Origin of the sequence: Neobacillus sp. B4I6 (assembly GCF_050434045.1) — a bacterium.
Taxonomy (GTDB): Bacteria; Bacillota; Bacilli; order Bacillales; family Cytobacillaceae; genus Neobacillus.
Window position 1 is genome coordinate 1 of record NZ_JBNPWB010000002.1, and the last position, 15,523, is coordinate 15,523.

General features: G+C 34.7%; 14 protein-coding genes and 1 tRNA gene. 12 read left to right on the top strand and 3 right to left on the bottom strand.

What is annotated here, in order from left to right:
• The 12 genes from QF028_RS01865 to QF028_RS01920 form a co-directional block, all read left to right on the top strand.
• A partial coding sequence (locus QF028_RS01865; protein WP_429463746.1) for a glycosyltransferase occupies positions 1-966 on the top strand: 966 nt, incomplete at its 5' end.
• A 62-nt stretch (positions 967-1,028) separates the two neighbouring features.
• The gene (locus tag QF028_RS01870) at positions 1,029-2,426 is read left to right on the top strand and encodes a sugar transferase (protein WP_429463748.1); all 1,398 of its coding nucleotides are present in this window, start codon (positions 1,029-1,031) and stop codon (positions 2,424-2,426) included.
• 66 nt (positions 2,427-2,492) lie between these two features.
• Positions 2,493-3,266: a glycosyltransferase family 2 protein gene (locus QF028_RS01875; protein ID WP_429463750.1), complete on the top strand. Its 774-nt coding sequence runs from the start codon at positions 2,493-2,495 to the stop codon at positions 3,264-3,266.
• Positions 3,267-3,364: 98 nt separating this feature from the next.
• Positions 3,365-3,967, top strand: coding sequence for a sugar transferase (locus QF028_RS01880; RefSeq protein WP_429463752.1), 603 nt, complete (start codon positions 3,365-3,367; stop codon positions 3,965-3,967).
• A 24-nt stretch (positions 3,968-3,991) separates the two neighbouring features.
• Positions 3,992-4,759: a GNAT family N-acetyltransferase gene (locus QF028_RS01885; protein WP_429463754.1), complete on the top strand. Its 768-nt coding sequence runs from the start codon at positions 3,992-3,994 to the stop codon at positions 4,757-4,759.
• 95 nt (positions 4,760-4,854) lie between these two features.
• On the top strand, positions 4,855-5,946 hold the full coding sequence (locus QF028_RS01890) for a GNAT family N-acetyltransferase (RefSeq protein WP_429463756.1): 1,092 nt from the start codon (positions 4,855-4,857) through the stop codon (positions 5,944-5,946).
• 57 nt (positions 5,947-6,003) lie between these two features.
• The gene (locus tag QF028_RS01895; protein WP_429463757.1) at positions 6,004-7,194 is read left to right on the top strand and encodes an aminotransferase class I/II-fold pyridoxal phosphate-dependent enzyme; all 1,191 of its coding nucleotides are present in this window, start codon (positions 6,004-6,006) and stop codon (positions 7,192-7,194) included.
• Positions 7,195-7,388: 194 nt separating this feature from the next.
• A complete protein-coding gene (locus QF028_RS01900; protein WP_429463759.1) occupies positions 7,389-9,203 on the top strand; it encodes a polysaccharide biosynthesis protein in 1,815 nt (604 codons plus the stop codon).
• A 40-nt stretch (positions 9,204-9,243) separates the two neighbouring features.
• Positions 9,244-10,473 (top strand): glycosyltransferase family 4 protein, encoded by a 1,230-nt coding sequence (locus tag QF028_RS01905; RefSeq protein WP_429463761.1) that lies wholly within the window; start codon positions 9,244-9,246, stop codon positions 10,471-10,473.
• A 119-nt stretch (positions 10,474-10,592) separates the two neighbouring features.
• Positions 10,593-11,111 (top strand): YdcF family protein, encoded by a 519-nt coding sequence (locus QF028_RS01910; protein WP_429463763.1) that lies wholly within the window; start codon positions 10,593-10,595, stop codon positions 11,109-11,111.
• Positions 11,112-11,156: 45 nt separating this feature from the next.
• Positions 11,157-12,263 carry an acyltransferase family protein gene (locus QF028_RS01915; protein WP_429463766.1) on the top strand — a complete coding sequence of 369 codons (1,107 nt, stop codon included), beginning with the start codon at positions 11,157-11,159 and terminating at the stop codon, positions 12,261-12,263.
• 174 nt (positions 12,264-12,437) lie between these two features.
• Positions 12,438-13,289, top strand: coding sequence for a hypothetical protein (locus QF028_RS01920; RefSeq protein ID WP_429463768.1), 852 nt, complete (start codon positions 12,438-12,440; stop codon positions 13,287-13,289).
• 110 nt (positions 13,290-13,399) lie between these two features.
• Here QF028_RS01920 and QF028_RS01925 read toward each other — a convergent pair.
• The 3 genes from QF028_RS01925 to QF028_RS01935 all read right to left on the bottom strand — a co-directional run bounded on the left by QF028_RS01925 (position 13,400) and on the right by QF028_RS01935 (position 15,504).
• Positions 13,400-13,472, bottom strand: a tRNA-Cys gene (locus QF028_RS01925).
• 138 nt (positions 13,473-13,610) lie between these two features.
• Positions 13,611-14,318: a DUF421 domain-containing protein gene (locus QF028_RS01930; RefSeq protein WP_429463769.1), complete on the bottom strand. Its 708-nt coding sequence runs from the start codon at positions 14,316-14,318 to the stop codon at positions 13,611-13,613.
• A gap of 127 nt (positions 14,319-14,445) precedes the next feature.
• A complete protein-coding gene (locus QF028_RS01935; protein WP_429463770.1) occupies positions 14,446-15,504 on the bottom strand; it encodes a lactonase family protein in 1,059 nt (352 codons plus the stop codon).
• Positions 15,505-15,523: the final 19 nt, after the last annotated feature.

A 15,523-nucleotide genomic window follows, 5' to 3' on the forward strand; every position in this document is an offset into this window, starting at 1 on the left:
AACATAAATTTTCACTTTGCTGCCGGTTCAGGAGAGCTATACCAGAAAATCAAACATAAAAATAACTTTAGTGAAATAAGTAGGACTAAGCATTTGCTTAACATAAAAAAGCTGAAAGAGATATTGATTGATAAACAAATAGACCTAATTCACGCGAATAGTTTGAGGATGGTTCTGTATTGTATCTTTATTAAAAAATTGACTAAAAAAAATTTTAAAATTGTTTATACCAAGCATAATGTAACTGTTCTTGAGGAGAAAAGTCGATTTTTGTTCTCATATTTATTAAATAAATATGTAGAAAGAATCATCACAGTAAGTGACTTTGAAAAATTTAACCTTGTGAAAGCCGGAATAAAGCCTAACAAAATTACAACAGTTTACAATGGAGTTGATTTAAAACAGTTTGTTTTCCATGGAAAAGAAAAAGGGGAATTTTTCAATGTTGGTATATTAGCAAGATTATCAGAAGAAAAAAATCATGAGCTATTTATTAATATTGCAAACCAGCTTCGAGACATTCCGAATCTCATGTTTTATATTGCAGGAGATGGTCCAGAATACCAAAAACTAAACAACCTAATCCGCTCACAAAATCTTTCTCATAAGGTAAAGATGGTGGGTATCGTTCATAATCCTGAGGAATTTATAAGAAGTATGAATCTCTTACTTTTAACGTCCTATAGAGAAGTATTTCCAATGGTTATTTTAGAAGCTATGGCAGTTGGTACCCCTATCATATCTATTAATCGAGGTGGAATTAAGGAAGCTATTATTGAAAATAAAACTGGTTTTCTAATAAATAATCATTCAGTAGATGACTTCTGTAAGAAAATTTTATATATAGAATCTGAAGAACAGGTTCTGAATCAATGTATTGTAAATGCCCGTAGGAAAGTAGAAGAGGATTTTTCTCTAGATCAAATGGTTAGTAATACTTTACAGGAGTACTGGAAATGTAACTAATCTAAATTAAAAAAGTCAATTATCTATAATATTCAATAAACTTCCTAGGAAGGAGAAATGAAATGAATGAAGACTATAGAGGGACTTATGTAAAATTTATTCTGGCTTTCGTTGATATTACGTTAGTATCTGTAGGATTTTTCATGACGAATTGGTTCTCGTATTTATTTTCAATCCCTAGTAAGGGGGTGAACATCGATTACTTTTGGTTAATTGTACTTTCGGTTTCCTCACTTATTGTTTTTTATCTTTATGAACTATACGCAGATTGGCGCAGAAAAAGTATTCAGCATTTAGTATATTCAATTATATTATCGATGGTTGTCTTCTCAGGTCTCATCTCAATGGTTTCACTATGGACACCTTATCTATCCTTCCAGCAAAGCTTTATTTTTGAAGCATTCCTTATTCAAACGATTCTATTAATCTGTACGCGTGTATGTATTTGGTATTTAAACAAAAAAATATTCGGTAAAAAGAAAGTCTATATTATCGGTGAAGATTCAAAAAAAGGACTGTATTTAGCTGACAAATTCTTAAATCATAATAAAGGGTGGTTCGAAATATCGGGATTTATTCCCCTAGCTAAAAAAAGTTTTATCCATGACTACGTAAAAAAGGGAGATCTTTTCCTACTTAGCCCCACTATTAGCAGAGAGGATAAAGAGGAAATTGTGGGCTTATGTATCAATTACGGGAAAGAAATATTGGTGGTACCACAATTATTTGAATTGTCGATTCTGGGGGCCGGTACACAGCAAATAGATGATATGCTCGTCATTTCGATAAAACCTCCAATCTTAAGCGTAAGTCAAAAAATTTTTAAACGGATGTTTGATGTGATTGTATCGTCAATTGTATTAGTAATCGCTAGCCCTTTTTTATTAATTTTATTTCTATTAATCCCACTCACCTCTAAAGGACCTGCTCTTTATAAACAGGAACGTATAGGACTAAATGGAAATCCATATTGGATTTATAAGTTTAGAAGTATGGTTCAAGATGCAGAAAAGAGTACAGGACCAGTATTAGCCACAGATAGAGATCCCAGAATTACTTTAATTGGAAGGTTTATAAGGGCGGTTCGTTTGGATGAGCTTCCACAATTATTAAATGTACTTAAGGGGGAAATGAGCTTAGTAGGACCAAGACCAGAACGAGAATATTTCATTAATCAATTTAAACAAAAACTCCCTGAATACACTTATCGATTAACCGTGAAGCCAGGAATAACAGGTTTAGCACAGGTGTTAGGAAACTATACCACTCCTGTAGATGATAAATTACGTTTTGACTTACTTTATGTTCGCAATTATTCGTTTTGGTTGGATTTGAAAATCCTATTGCAAACGATCAGAGTTGTTCTTCAACGTGAACAGGCTCAAGGGGTAAAAGAAGATAATATTCTCAACCAGAAATTACTAAAAAATCTTGAACAAAACAAGGTAATTAATCATTAGAAAGTCTTACTTTTTGAGGTCTGAAGAGTCGTTTCAAAGTATACAAAGAGAGAGTGGGGTAAAAAAATGGAATACTCAACAGAAGCGGCTGTTTCAATTATCACTCCAACTTATAACGCTTCAAAATTTATTACTGAAACCATTCATTCAGTTAAAGAGCAAACCTTTACAAACTGGGAAATGATTATTGTTGATGATTGCTCGTTAGATAACACGGTTGATATTGTAAAGCAAGAAATGGTTCATGATTCTAGAATCAAGTTATTTGAACTTAAAGAAAATAGGGGACCTGCCAATGCACGAAATAGAGCAATTGCTGCTGCAAAGGGAAACTATCTTGCCTTTCTAGATAGTGATGACCTTTGGCTACCTCAAAAATTAGAGCGGCAGGTAGTGTTTATGGAAAAAAATGATCTTGCTTTTTCTTATACTGATTACAGGATTATGAATGAAAACGGTGATAAAACTGATGTCGTATTTCGGGCCCCTCCTAAGCTAGAATATAAAAGTCTATTGAAAAATACTATGATCGGAACTTTAACTGTCTTGTTGGATAAAAGAAAAGTAGGGATAGTACAAATGCCATTATATAGGGATTGTTCTGAAGATTTCGGGCTTTGGCTTTCCATTCTCTCAAAAGGAATCCACGCTTATGGATTGAATGAGGAGTTGGCTATTTATAGAAAATGTGTACATTCACTCTCAAGTAACAAACTAAAATCCGCTCAGAAAACATGGAATACGTATAGAAAGGTTCAGAAGATCAATATCGCTGCCGCTTTATGGTATTTTGTTAATTATTCATTACACGCTTTTAAGAAACATTCTAAAACAACATAGTAATGTTTTTATCCCTGGATAAGCAATTCTTTACACAAATTGTTCGTTTTTAAGAACATAATAATACTATTATATTGAATGGGACTGGGGCGGGAATAATGAAAAGATTGTTTGATATTTTTGCGGGTTTACTCCTATTGTGTCTCTTCAGCCCAATTTTGCTTGGTGTTGCAATTGTCGTTAGAGTGAAATTAGGTTCCCCGATTCTTTTTAAACAAAAACGAGTTGGATATCATGAGCAGATTTTTACTTTATTTAAGTTTAGAACAATGACAAATGAAAAGGATGAAACTGGAAATTACTTACCGGATTCTATTCGATTAACAAAAGTCGGGCTTATGATAAGACGCTTAAGTCTGGATGAGTTACCACAATTACTAAATGTGGTGAAAGGTGACATGAGCTTGGTTGGGCCTCGTCCACTTTTAGTTCGATACTTGCCTTACTATTCTCTAGAAGAAAGAAAACGGCATTCTGTAAGGCCGGGAATTACAGGGTATGCACAAGTGGAGGGCAGGAACCAGTTAGATTGGAACAGCAGATTGGGATTAGATGTTAAATACGTAGAAAACATGTCTTTCGGCTTGGACTTGAGGATTATTTTCAAGACAATCAGTAAAACTTTAAAACGTGACGGGATTGCTAATGTACCTGATCAACAAATGTTAGATTTTGATGTGGAACGACGGATGAAAGCTTAGTCTTCAAGAGGTGGAATAAAACTAATGAATATAAGGATTGAACCTTTACAAATTAAAGATGCTCATCTTATTCCCAAGCTGATTAAGTCCGGAATGAATAAGGACATTTTTCCACTCACAATTTTTAGTTCAGAAGGTTATGTGGCATATATAAAAAACTTGCTTGCGGTTCCCGAGAAAAATCGACGTGTGAAACTTTTTGGGGCATTTGTTGATGACCGTTTAGCCGGCTATACAGAATGGCGTATTTTTGAAGAGGATATTTTTTTAAATAATATTTATGTTTTCCCTGAATATCAAAGATCTGACATTGGAAAATCGCTTTTAGTAAAACACGGATACCATTTATTGGATGAATATGGGAAATATAAGATGTCCTTAGATGTTTTTAATCATAACGAGGAAGCTATCAGTTGGTATGAAAAAATCGGCTTTGTTAGAAATGATTCTACATACTGGTATGTTGGGGGACAGCTTGCTTCAGCACGTTCTCACTCCACTTACGAATGTTATATAGAGAATTATCCTAATGCTGAAGCCCAGCATGATGCATATGATTTTTCTATATTTACATGTTCAACTAGAGAGGGAGTTTATCAAATTGGTAAAATTAAAAATCAATTCTATCGATTAACGGATTCTAATGCCTTGAATGATCATGATCTCCTAAGCTGCCTCTTACAGCTTGACCCAAAACGGAAAATACTTTTATTGACCGGTGAAGTATTCTACAACCACTCCGAGTTCACATTGGCGTGTAAAAGCAACAGGATGAATATAGAGATTAGCTAGGTAAATATGATAAAAACGACATCTATTTTCGATTGGTTATCGTGAAAATGGGTCGAATTGAACTTTTTTAAAAAGAATTATTGGGGGTACTTAAGGTGGTTTATAAAACATTTGATTTAAGTGAAAAAGAGAGTTGGTACAAATTTTTAGAAAGGACAGAAAGTAAAGATGTATATTTTACACCGGAATATCTAGAAATTTATGAGAGAAATGGAGAGGGGAAAGCACAGCTCTTTATATATGAAAAAGGAGAGAATTTTGTCTATTACCCGTTTTTATTAAGAGGGCTTAATGACTTATCCTATACAGATGGCGTCAGAAGAAAATATGGGGATTTGTATGATATAACAACTCCATACGGTTATGGAGGCCCAATTACTAATACGAAGGACGGATCCATTAAAAAACAATTATACAGACAATTTGAGGATTCATTTAGTTCCTTTTGTTTTCAAAAAAATATTATTTCCGAGTTTGTTCGATTTCATCCATTAATTCGGAATGACTTGGATTATAAGGATATTGAGGCTACATTAAACCGTCATACTATTTACGTTGATTTATCTTTGGAGTTAGAAGAAATATGGGCTAATTATGATAAGAAAAACAGAAATAGACTACGGAAGGCGCAAGCCAATGAATATTTCACGATGGTCCATCGCTCTCCAAGCGAATTTGAAAACTTTTTGGATCTATATTATAAAACAATGGATAAGAAAAACGCATATGATTATTACTATTTTCAGAGAGATTTTTTTGAAAATAATGTGGAACTTTTGCGGGATCATTTGGAACTAATCGAAGTCATGATGGAAGATAAAGTCGTAATGTCTTGCTTTTTTATGCACTATGGTGATTTCATCCATTATCATTTATTAGGTTCAGAGGAAGAATACCTAAAGTACGCACCTAATAATTCTCTAATTCATTATGTTGTTGAATGGGCAAAGTTTAAAGGAAAGAAAGTATTACATTTAGGTGGAGGATATGCTGGAGATAACGATACATTATATCGTTTTAAAAAGCGTTTTAATAAATATGGGGATTTGCCTTTTTACATTGGAAAAAGAATCCGTAATGAGGAAATTTATCAAGAACTTGTTAATAGCCTGCCTGTTACTGAAAGTTATTTTCCTTTGTACAGACATCCGGATTTGGCTATGCAAAATCTCCTTAGTAAACAATAACCTTAGTTTTTATATAGTCTAATAGAAATTACGTCATTTAGGAGTGGATGTGAGTTTATGGGGAGTAATAACAAGAGGATCTATCTTTCGTCACCACATATGACCGGCAATGAGCAGAAATACATTGATTTTTCCTTTCAAACAAATTGGATTGCTCCTTTAGGTCCTAATGTTGACAGGTTTGAACAGGATATATCTCAATATGTTGGAGCCAAAGGTGCTCTAGCAGTAAGTTCGGGTACGGCAGCCATCCATCTGGCATTAAGAATACTAGATGTGAAAACTGGTGATAAAGTTTTTTGTTCCACACTTACCTTCGTGGCGAGTGCAAATCCAATTCTTTATCAACAAGCTGAACCTGTATTTATTGATTCAGAATTTGATACATGGAATATGTCCCCTAAAGCTTTGAAAAAAGCATTCTTGGATGCGGAAAAAGAAGGAAGCCTGCCCAAAGCAGTAATAGTCGTACATCTCTATGGGCAGAATGCGAAAATGGATGAAATAGTAGAAATTTGTAATTTTTATCAGGTTCCTATTATTGAAGATGCTGCCGAATCACTTGGTGCTATCTACAAAGGGAGAAAAAGTGGAACGGTTGGGAAATTTGGTGTGTATTCCTTCAACGGAAACAAAATTATTACTACCTCGGGTGGGGGAATGTTGGTTTCAAATGACCAAGAGGCACTTGTAAAAGGGAAGTTTCTCTCTACGCAAGCAAGAGACAACAGACCATATTATCAGCACAGTGAGTTGGGCTACAATTATCGGATGAGTAATATCTTGGCGGGAATCGGAATTGCTCAACTAGCGGCTATCGAGGAAAGAGTGGAACAAAAACAAGCTATTTTTCACAGATACGTTCGCGAATTAAGTCATTTTAAGGAGTTTGTTTTTATGCCGGAATATCAAGGGACACGTCATAATCGCTGGCTAACCACTCTATTTATAGATTCAGAACAACCATTGTTTTCTCCACTTGAGTTAATTCAGGCGCTAGAAAAAGAAAATATTGAAGCAAGACCAATTTGGAAACCAATGCATTTACAACCATTATTAAATCAATTTAAATACTATCCTCATTCCAACTACTTGAGCGTCTCTGACCGTTTATTTGAAAGAGGAATTTGTTTACCTTCAGGGACAAACATGACGGAAGAAGAGCAAACAAGGGTTATTCAAACAATTGAATCATTTATCACTCATCATAGGAGAAAAAATTATATTTCCATCCAGCTCCCGAGTTAGTAGGAAAAAATCCCTTTGAAAAAAGGTTTTTTCTAGTAATATAGCGAATTTCTATTATATATCTGTTCGCTAATAAGAACAAATGATTCTTTGTAAAATTGCAGAAATCTAACTTTTGCACCTCTGTTTATATTCATCGAAAAAGTTAGCTGAATATAAACCTTTTGAAAAGAATCGGAAAGGAATGTCTAATCATGAGTTTTCATAAACGGTTGGTTTCTTTATTAGTTGTCGATTCCTTAATAGTGTTCACATCCGTTTATATATGTAGTTTTCTTTTGTTTTCAGGATGTGTAGTCCCCACTATGCCATTGGCTCTTGTATCAACAACCTTACTTTTAAGTCATCATATATTCGCTTATAAATATAAGTTGTATAAAAGTGCTTGGGAGTATGCAAGTGTTGATGAAATGGTAACCGTTCTAAAAGCCGTAACATTTTCAGTAATCACTGCAGCTATTATTCAATATATTATTGGTCAGCAAGTTTATTTTCGAATATTAACAACGACATGGATGATGCATTTGTTTTTAATTGGCGGGTCTCGGTTTTCTTGGCGGATTTATAAAGATAAGCACTTGGAAGGAAACAATAAAGTTAAGAAGAGAACGCTGATTATTGGAGCTGGATCTGCTGGCATGTTTGTAGCAAGACAATTAAAACAAAGTAACGGTGAACTTATTCCTGTCGCATTTATTGATGACGATAAACTAAAGCAACACCTTGAAATTTTGGGAATACCAGTACATGGAGGCTTAAACAAACTTCATGATGCAGTCAAAGATCTAAAGATTGAAAATATCGTTATTGCTATTCCGTCCCTTAATAAAAAGGAGTTGCACGATATTTATGTGGAATGCACCAAAACCAAGATTAATACACAAATGATGCCAATGTTTGAAGATTTAGTTACTGGTAAGGTCTCTGTTAATGAAATACGCAATGTAGAACCGGGTGATCTTTTGGGCAGGGAGCCTGTTGAATTAGATACACAATCGATTGCAAAATATATTACTAACAGCGTTGTACTTGTAACCGGTGCTGGTGGATCGATTGGCTCCGAAATTTGCCGGCAAGTCTCTCAGTTTTCACCCTCAAAACTTATCCTGCTTGGCCATGGAGAGAATAGTATATATACAATTGAGATGGAGTTGAAATCCTCTTTAAGTAATAAAATTGAAATTGTTACTGAAATTGCAGATATTACGGACCGGGATAAAATTTTCGCTATTATGAATGAATATAGGCCAAGAGTGGTATTTCATGCAGCTGCTCATAAGCATGTACCATTAATGGAGAGAAATCCAGAAGAAGCCATTAAGAATAATGTAATGGGTACAAAAAATGTAGCAGAAGCAGCAGGGGAAAATGGTGTTGAGACTTTTGTCATGATATCTACTGATAAGGCAGTAAACCCAACAAGTGTGATGGGTGCTACGAAGAGAATAGCTGAGATGATTGTTCAAGAGCTGGATCGAAAAAGCAATACGAGATTTGTGGCAGTCCGATTTGGTAATGTGTTGGGAAGTAGGGGGAGTGTTATTCCCTTGTTTAAGGATCAAATCTCGAAAGGCGGTCCTGTAACAGTAACCGACCCTCAAATGACAAGATATTTTATGACCATTCCTGAAGCATCTAGACTTGTTTTACAGGCTGGAGCACTAGCACAAGGTGGGGAGATTTTTGTGCTTGATATGGGAGAGCCAGTTAAAATCGTTGATTTAGCTAAAAATTTAATTCGCTTATCCGGCTATTCAGAAGATGAGATAGAAATTACTTATTCTGGAATAAGACCAGGGGAGAAACTATTTGAAGAAATTCTAAACAAAAATGAAGTACAGGACTATCAGGTACATCCAAAAATCTTTGTTGGTAAATCAGTGACTTTAGATGTTACGAAAATTTCAAATCTACTTGAGAATTATTACTATCTAGATAGAAGGTCACTAAAGGAAATACTGTTGTTTATGACCAATCAATCTAAAGAAACTATGAAAGTAGTTGTCTAAAAAAGTTATGCTAACCAGATGTCGGATGGAGAGTGGAAGGATGTTAACAAATAATAGAGAAATTCTTTTAGTCGCTCCCTTTACAATACTTCCAGGGGAAAAAGGATTTAATAGATTTACTTATATTGCAGAAAAATTAAGCAGCAAGGGTCATAAGGTCACTTTACTTACGAGTAATTTTAAGCACAGTGATAAAAACTTTCGAGATAAAACTAAAATAGAAAAAATCAATAGGAGTCTTACGTATAAAATCGTCATGATAGATGAACTAGGGTACAAAAAGAATATTGGTATTGATCGAATTCAAAGCCATAGACATTTCTCGAAACAACTTGCGCTTTTTTTAAAAAATATTAAGCAAAAACCCGATGTGATTTATTGTGCCTATCCTATGATGGATGCTGCTTTTATTGTTGGAAGATATGCCAAGAAGTTTCAGATACCATTTGTGATGGATATTCAGGATGTATGGCCAGAAGCAATCAAGAATGCTATCCCTCTACCAGAGGTATTGGTTGATGTCATATTATATCCGCTTACAGTCTATGCCAATAAAATTTATAGTTTAGCAGATTATGTTGTAGGTGTTTCAAAGAGTTATGTACAGCGAGTAAATAAAGTCAATATAAATGCCAGAAGTTATTTACCCATCTATATCGGAACAGACCTAGGCGTTTTTGATTCCTATAAGGAAAAGCAAGTAAAGGAAGATCCTAATGAATTTTGGATTACCTATATCGGAACTATCAGCTATAGTTATGACCTGGAGACAGTGATTCGTGCAGTTTCAATTCTTAAAAATAAAGGGATACCCAATATTGTCTTTAAAGTATTTGGGTCCGGACCATTACAACCAAAATTTGAAAAGCTGGCCAATCAGCTGGGGGCACCTGTGAATTTTATGGGTCACTTAAAATATGAGGAAATGATTCCTTATTTAGTAAGTTCAGATATTGCAGCGAATGCAATCAGTAAAGGTGCTCAACAAAGTATTACGAACAAAATTGGAGATTTTTTATCAGCAGGTTTACCAGTATTAAATAGCAGCCTAAATAAGGAATTTTTGGAAATGGTGACGGTCGAAAATATTGGCTATAACTACAATCCAGGGGATCCTGTCAAATTAGCCGCCCTAATTGAACAGCTTTATAATAATGAAGGTTTACGAGCGGCATATGGGGAAAATGCAAGGAGATTAGCAGAAGAAAAATTTGATAGAAGACATTCCTATGGAGAAATTTATAACCTTATTGAACACGCAACTGTTTAACGACGGGAGGCAAAGGTACGCTGAATACTATCAATAAAAAAACGAGTTTTCGATATACACTTTATTTGTTAGTGGTACTTGTATTTATTCTTGTCCTATTTTTCGCAGGAAGATATCTGGTGATTAATGAAGAGCCAAAAGAAGTAGATGTGATTGTTGTATTGAGTGGAGGGGAAGGGCGTCTCGAAAAAGGAATTGAGCTTTATAAGTTGGGGTATGCAAGTAAAATCATCGTATCAAATGGATTGGCAGATAATCTTTGGGGAAAGGCTGTTACACTTCTGCCAAGGAATTCTTTAATATTAGAAGATAGGGCAGATAGCACATTTGAAAGCGCAGTTTATGTTCAGAAAGTAATGAAAAAGTATAATTACCGTTCTGCAATCATAGTCTCATCTGATTTCCATATGAGGAGGGTGAAATATAATTTCAATAGAGTTTATAAGAGCAACAATTTTGAGCTAATTTATGTTTCTAGTGATACTTCCTATGATCCAAAAGCATGGTGGATGAATAAGCATAACATTGGCATCACAATTAGTGAATATGTCAAAATAATTGGAAATACCTTTGGGGTTCATGGAAATGATGCTAAAAGAAAATTATACCAATATGTAGAAATGTTCTTTTATGAATAATGAAAGTGCTATTAAATATTTTTTCCTTGAAAGGGAGAGGGCATTTTGCAGAAAAAATTGATAAATGAAATTTTCTTAATGAGAAGTATATCTTGTTTAAGTATATTACTTCTTCATTCACTTGCAAGAGCTTACGCTGATGAAAGTAATACAGTCAATTTAATAAGAGTTTTATTAACTTTTGGTACGCCCACCTTTATTTTTATTTCAGAATTCATTTTATCACGTTCCTACCCAAATGAACTACCTTCAAACTTTTGGGCTAAAAGGCTAAAGTATGTAATGGTTCCCTATGTATTGTTTGGGACATTTTTTGCCGTATTAAAAGCCTTTGAACAATCCTTAAGTACAGGAACTAGTTTGTTAAGTTCGTTTGGCCAATTTTTCTGGCGACATCTTTTATTAGGGGATTTCCATGGCTATTTTATCTTGGTTATCTTTCAATTTTACTTGCTTCATTATTTTTTCAATAAACATTTGCAAAAATGGAAACCGTCAGTAGTTATGGGGAGCGCATTTTTGATCAATATGGCCTATTTAGGTTTTTTCAACTTTGTTAAACCGTATCCATCGGAAATTGGGGTTTATATATGGGAAAAATTCTATTGGATTCCCTTTTTAGGCTGGGTGTATTATTTTTCGCTTGCTTATTACTGCGGTAAACACTTTTCCTTATTTATCAATCTTTTGAACAAATATTCAAAATGGGTTATTGTCAGTCCATTCATATTAGGATCCATTTGTTTATTTTTATATGGGACAAAAGTTTTACCGATTATTTCATCTAAAAGAGTAGATATGGTTTTTTTTACGACAAGTATGATATTTTTGATTTATTATATTGCTACAAAAATGCCCAAAGTACCTAAATTCTTCGTTTGGATTAGCCAGTATTCGTTCGGGATCTATTTAATACATCCGGTCTTTTTAGCTGTGATGTACGTAGTTTTCAAGCGTTTGTCTTTGGAAATTCATCCATCCCTGCTAACAGGATTATATTTCTTTGCTAGTTTATTATTGTCAATTGCATCCACATTTATCTTGAATAAAATTCCATTTGGATACTATTTTGCTGGGAGAATATCTATAGGAATGAATGATAAGAAAATTAGTGACAGAGCAGTTCCTAATATCAAAACAAAACATGGATAAGTCATATCCACCTAAAGTAATAAAAACAGCCCAAAATTATGTTTATTCATAATTTAGGGCTGTTTTTATTACTTTATATAATTTCTTTATCATTGTGCGATTTAATCATGCTTATTTTTTAAAAATCAATATAATAATTTGAAACCTATAATATTATTAAAGGAGGGATGTTATTTGCCAGAAACAAACGTATATGTAGAGGATTTTTCAGGTACTACGCCGCAGGCGAAGATTCAGGCAGCAATTGATTTTGCTTCCCAAAATGCTAGGAAAACAGTCATTGCTGCAGATAAAGATTATTATATAACGGGAACTGTAATCATTAAACAAGGTGTTAAGCTACAAGGGAGTTATGGGACTAGATTTGTAATTGGTGCCAACGTTCGAGGATTTGAACTACAAAAGGATGCTTCATTTTGGGATGCTAGTATTATGGTTGATTACAACGGTTACACCAAAGAAGCTATTTATTTGGACGGGAAATATAAATACTACAATACTTGGAATAATACATCATTAAAAAATCTTGTCCTTGTAAATTGGACAGGCTCAGTATCAGGCACAGGAATCTTTTTGTACTCAGGTGGGAGCGGACATGAGATTTCATTTGTAAACTTTACAGATATAAAAATTGTATCTTTTGCGAAAGGTATCTATTTGAAAGCCACTAAACCTTCTAGTGGATTTGCATACGTAAATGCAAATCGCTTTGATAAAATTTCATTGGAAGATTGTATTGAAAATATTGTTTTAGAAGGCAGTGAAACTATTCCGAATGAATGTAGTGGTAACACTTTCACAAATTTACAGATTCAACCTTCAAACAATACCAACCATATCATGACTATCCAAGGACAATATAACAAGGTAGATGGTATGTGTTGGGATTTACACATGATACAACATTCTAACCCCGTGTTTATATTTAAACCTGAGAGTAACTATAATGAATTGGCAATGAGATCTATTCCTGCAAATCGCATTTTGAATAGTGGGAAAACAAAAAATACGTTCGAAACTTTTTAAAAAAGATCATCACTCCATGTTGTGATCTAACATTAGAACAATCTGTTAATGATGCTTGTTAATATTAAAGGGGACAGGTAATTTTCCCCTGTCCCTTTAATGGTTTATTAAGGCAGTATCTGGATTTGAACCAGAGGTTACAGACCTTGCAGGGTCTGTGCCTTACCGCTTGGCTATACTACCAACGTACTAATTACTTCTTCCTATACTTAGTATTATAATAATAAAAATCTAGATTGTAAGTAAATTTCGTTCGTCAAAATATATAAGGGTTCGACAACCTTTTTTCTTACGCTTCTCATTCAAGTTAATCTGATAGATCTAAGATTTATATAGGAAAATCTGTAATTTTTTTTGGTGATCAATGGTACCAAGCAAAACATTACTTACATCTACCTGATGAAGCGTCTTAAGTTTATTAACAATCCATCCTTCTTCCACGTTTATTTGTTGTAGCGTAGAAAAATCAATTTTACCTTCTTTTATTATCGTCCTTGGCAGATCAAAGGGCTCAATTTTCTTTTGATAACTTGTCGGTGTCAGTGCTTCATATTTTGGGTCCAAAAAAATCGAGATTTTCCCATCGGACTCCCAAAGCGCCAAAGCCACTTTTTTTAAATCCGCAACTTTTTCTTTTCTCAACTCAGCTAATAAATGATCAATGGAAATTCTAGCTTTCTTTAGTCCCTTGTAATTAATTTCGCCATTTTTTATCAGTGGAAATGGGACGGGGTCTAGGAATTTTTCGATGCGACTCGATTTTAAGCTGATGAACAATCCTCCTGTATACAAAACCACCAATACAACGGTCGTAATCATCGAACCTTTCATGCCAAGTTTTTCATCTGTTAATGGATGAGCAATGATGTTTCCTAGCACTAAGGCGATAACAAAATCCAATAATCTTAATTGGGATATTGCACGTTGCCCCATGATTTTCGCGACAATAAGCAAAAAGAAAAATCCGATAACTGCTCTTAATATCCACTCAATTGAACTAAGGGTTTCTTGACTATGAAAGAAACTCATAAAGACACATCCTTTATCTTAAGAACATCTTCCTTAGTATTGTCACGGATTGTAAATTTTTACGCCCTAGTTCTCCAATTTATAAAAAATTAAGCCAGGATAGCGCATCGCTTTCCTGGCTTTGATTTTAAACATGTAAGAATTTGATACAAACTGGGTATGGCACAACAATATCAGACTCAATAAGGGTTAATTTTCCCGAATCCTCGTCCCTCGCAAACAAAACAAGATTACTGGACTCCTGATTGGATGCAACGATGAATTTCTCTGTTGGGTCAAACATAAAATCCCTCGGCCAATCTCCTTCAGTAGATGTGTGCTCAACAAAGCTAAGCTCTCCAGTTTCTACATCAACACGAAACACAGCAATGCTGTTATGGCCTCGATTGCCCGCATATACAAAACGTCCGTCCGATGAAATATGAATCGTACTGCCTTGATTATTTTCAGAAAAATCAGCGGGAAGTGTGGAAATATATTGTCTTTCTGTGAAATGTCCATTTTCCGGGTGATAGGTTAACACAATGACCTCCGAACTAAATTCAGTCATAAGATAAGCAAATTTTCCATTCGGATGAAAAACCAAATGCCTTGGGCCGCTTCCAGCTTTTAAAGGAAGAAGATTCGCTTTGGAAAGTGTGCCGTCACTGTGGACCGCATAGGTGATAAGTGCATCAATTCCCAATTCAACAACGGCCAGATAATTCTCATCAGGGGTGACTCCGGCATAATGGGTATGCGGTTTTTCCTGTCTTGGATCTGGGCCTGAACCTTCGTGTTTAATGATTGAGGCAGCCGGTTGAACTGTGCCATCCTCCACGTTAATTAAGTAGGATTCTACGGATCCTTTATGGTAATTTGCACTGAATGCATAGCAGTTTTTGCTATCTACACTCACATGACAGGGCGATGAGCCTGGAAGCATCTGACGATTTTGCTCCGTTAATGTGCCATCTCCCTCTATTGAAAAAGCAACGACACCACCTTCTTCCCCTTTTTTTGCAACGGAATATAGATAGCGATTGTCCTTACTGATCGTTAGGTATGTAGGATTTTCTAATTGTGCCGCCTCGTTAATATCTGCTATTCTTCCCTCGTTAGTATCAAGTGTGAAGGAATAGATTCCTTTACTGTCCCCCTTCGTGTATGTTCCAATATAACCGATATATTTTTGGTTGTTTGTCATTTGATCTCTCCTTAAAAAA

Coding starts and splice junctions, on each gene's coding strand:
- QF028_RS01870 (WP_429463748.1), top strand. CDS start 1,029: ATGAATGAAGACTATAGAGGGACTTATGTAAAATTTATTCTGGCTTTC.
- QF028_RS01875 (WP_429463750.1), top strand. CDS start 2,493: ATGGAATACTCAACAGAAGCGGCTGTTTCAATTATCACTCCAACTTAT.
- QF028_RS01880 (WP_429463752.1), top strand. CDS start 3,365: ATGAAAAGATTGTTTGATATTTTTGCGGGTTTACTCCTATTGTGTCTC.
- QF028_RS01885 (WP_429463754.1), top strand. CDS start 3,992: ATGAATATAAGGATTGAACCTTTACAAATTAAAGATGCTCATCTTATT.
- QF028_RS01895 (WP_429463757.1), top strand. CDS start 6,004: ATGGGGAGTAATAACAAGAGGATCTATCTTTCGTCACCACATATGACC.
- QF028_RS01900 (WP_429463759.1), top strand. CDS start 7,389: ATGAGTTTTCATAAACGGTTGGTTTCTTTATTAGTTGTCGATTCCTTA.
- QF028_RS01905 (WP_429463761.1), top strand. CDS start 9,244: ATGTTAACAAATAATAGAGAAATTCTTTTAGTCGCTCCCTTTACAATA.
- QF028_RS01930 (WP_429463769.1), bottom strand. CDS start 14,318: ATGAGTTTCTTTCATAGTCAAGAAACCCTTAGTTCAATTGAGTGGATA.
- QF028_RS01935 (WP_429463770.1), bottom strand. CDS start 15,504: ATGACAAACAACCAAAAATATATCGGTTATATTGGAACATACACGAAG.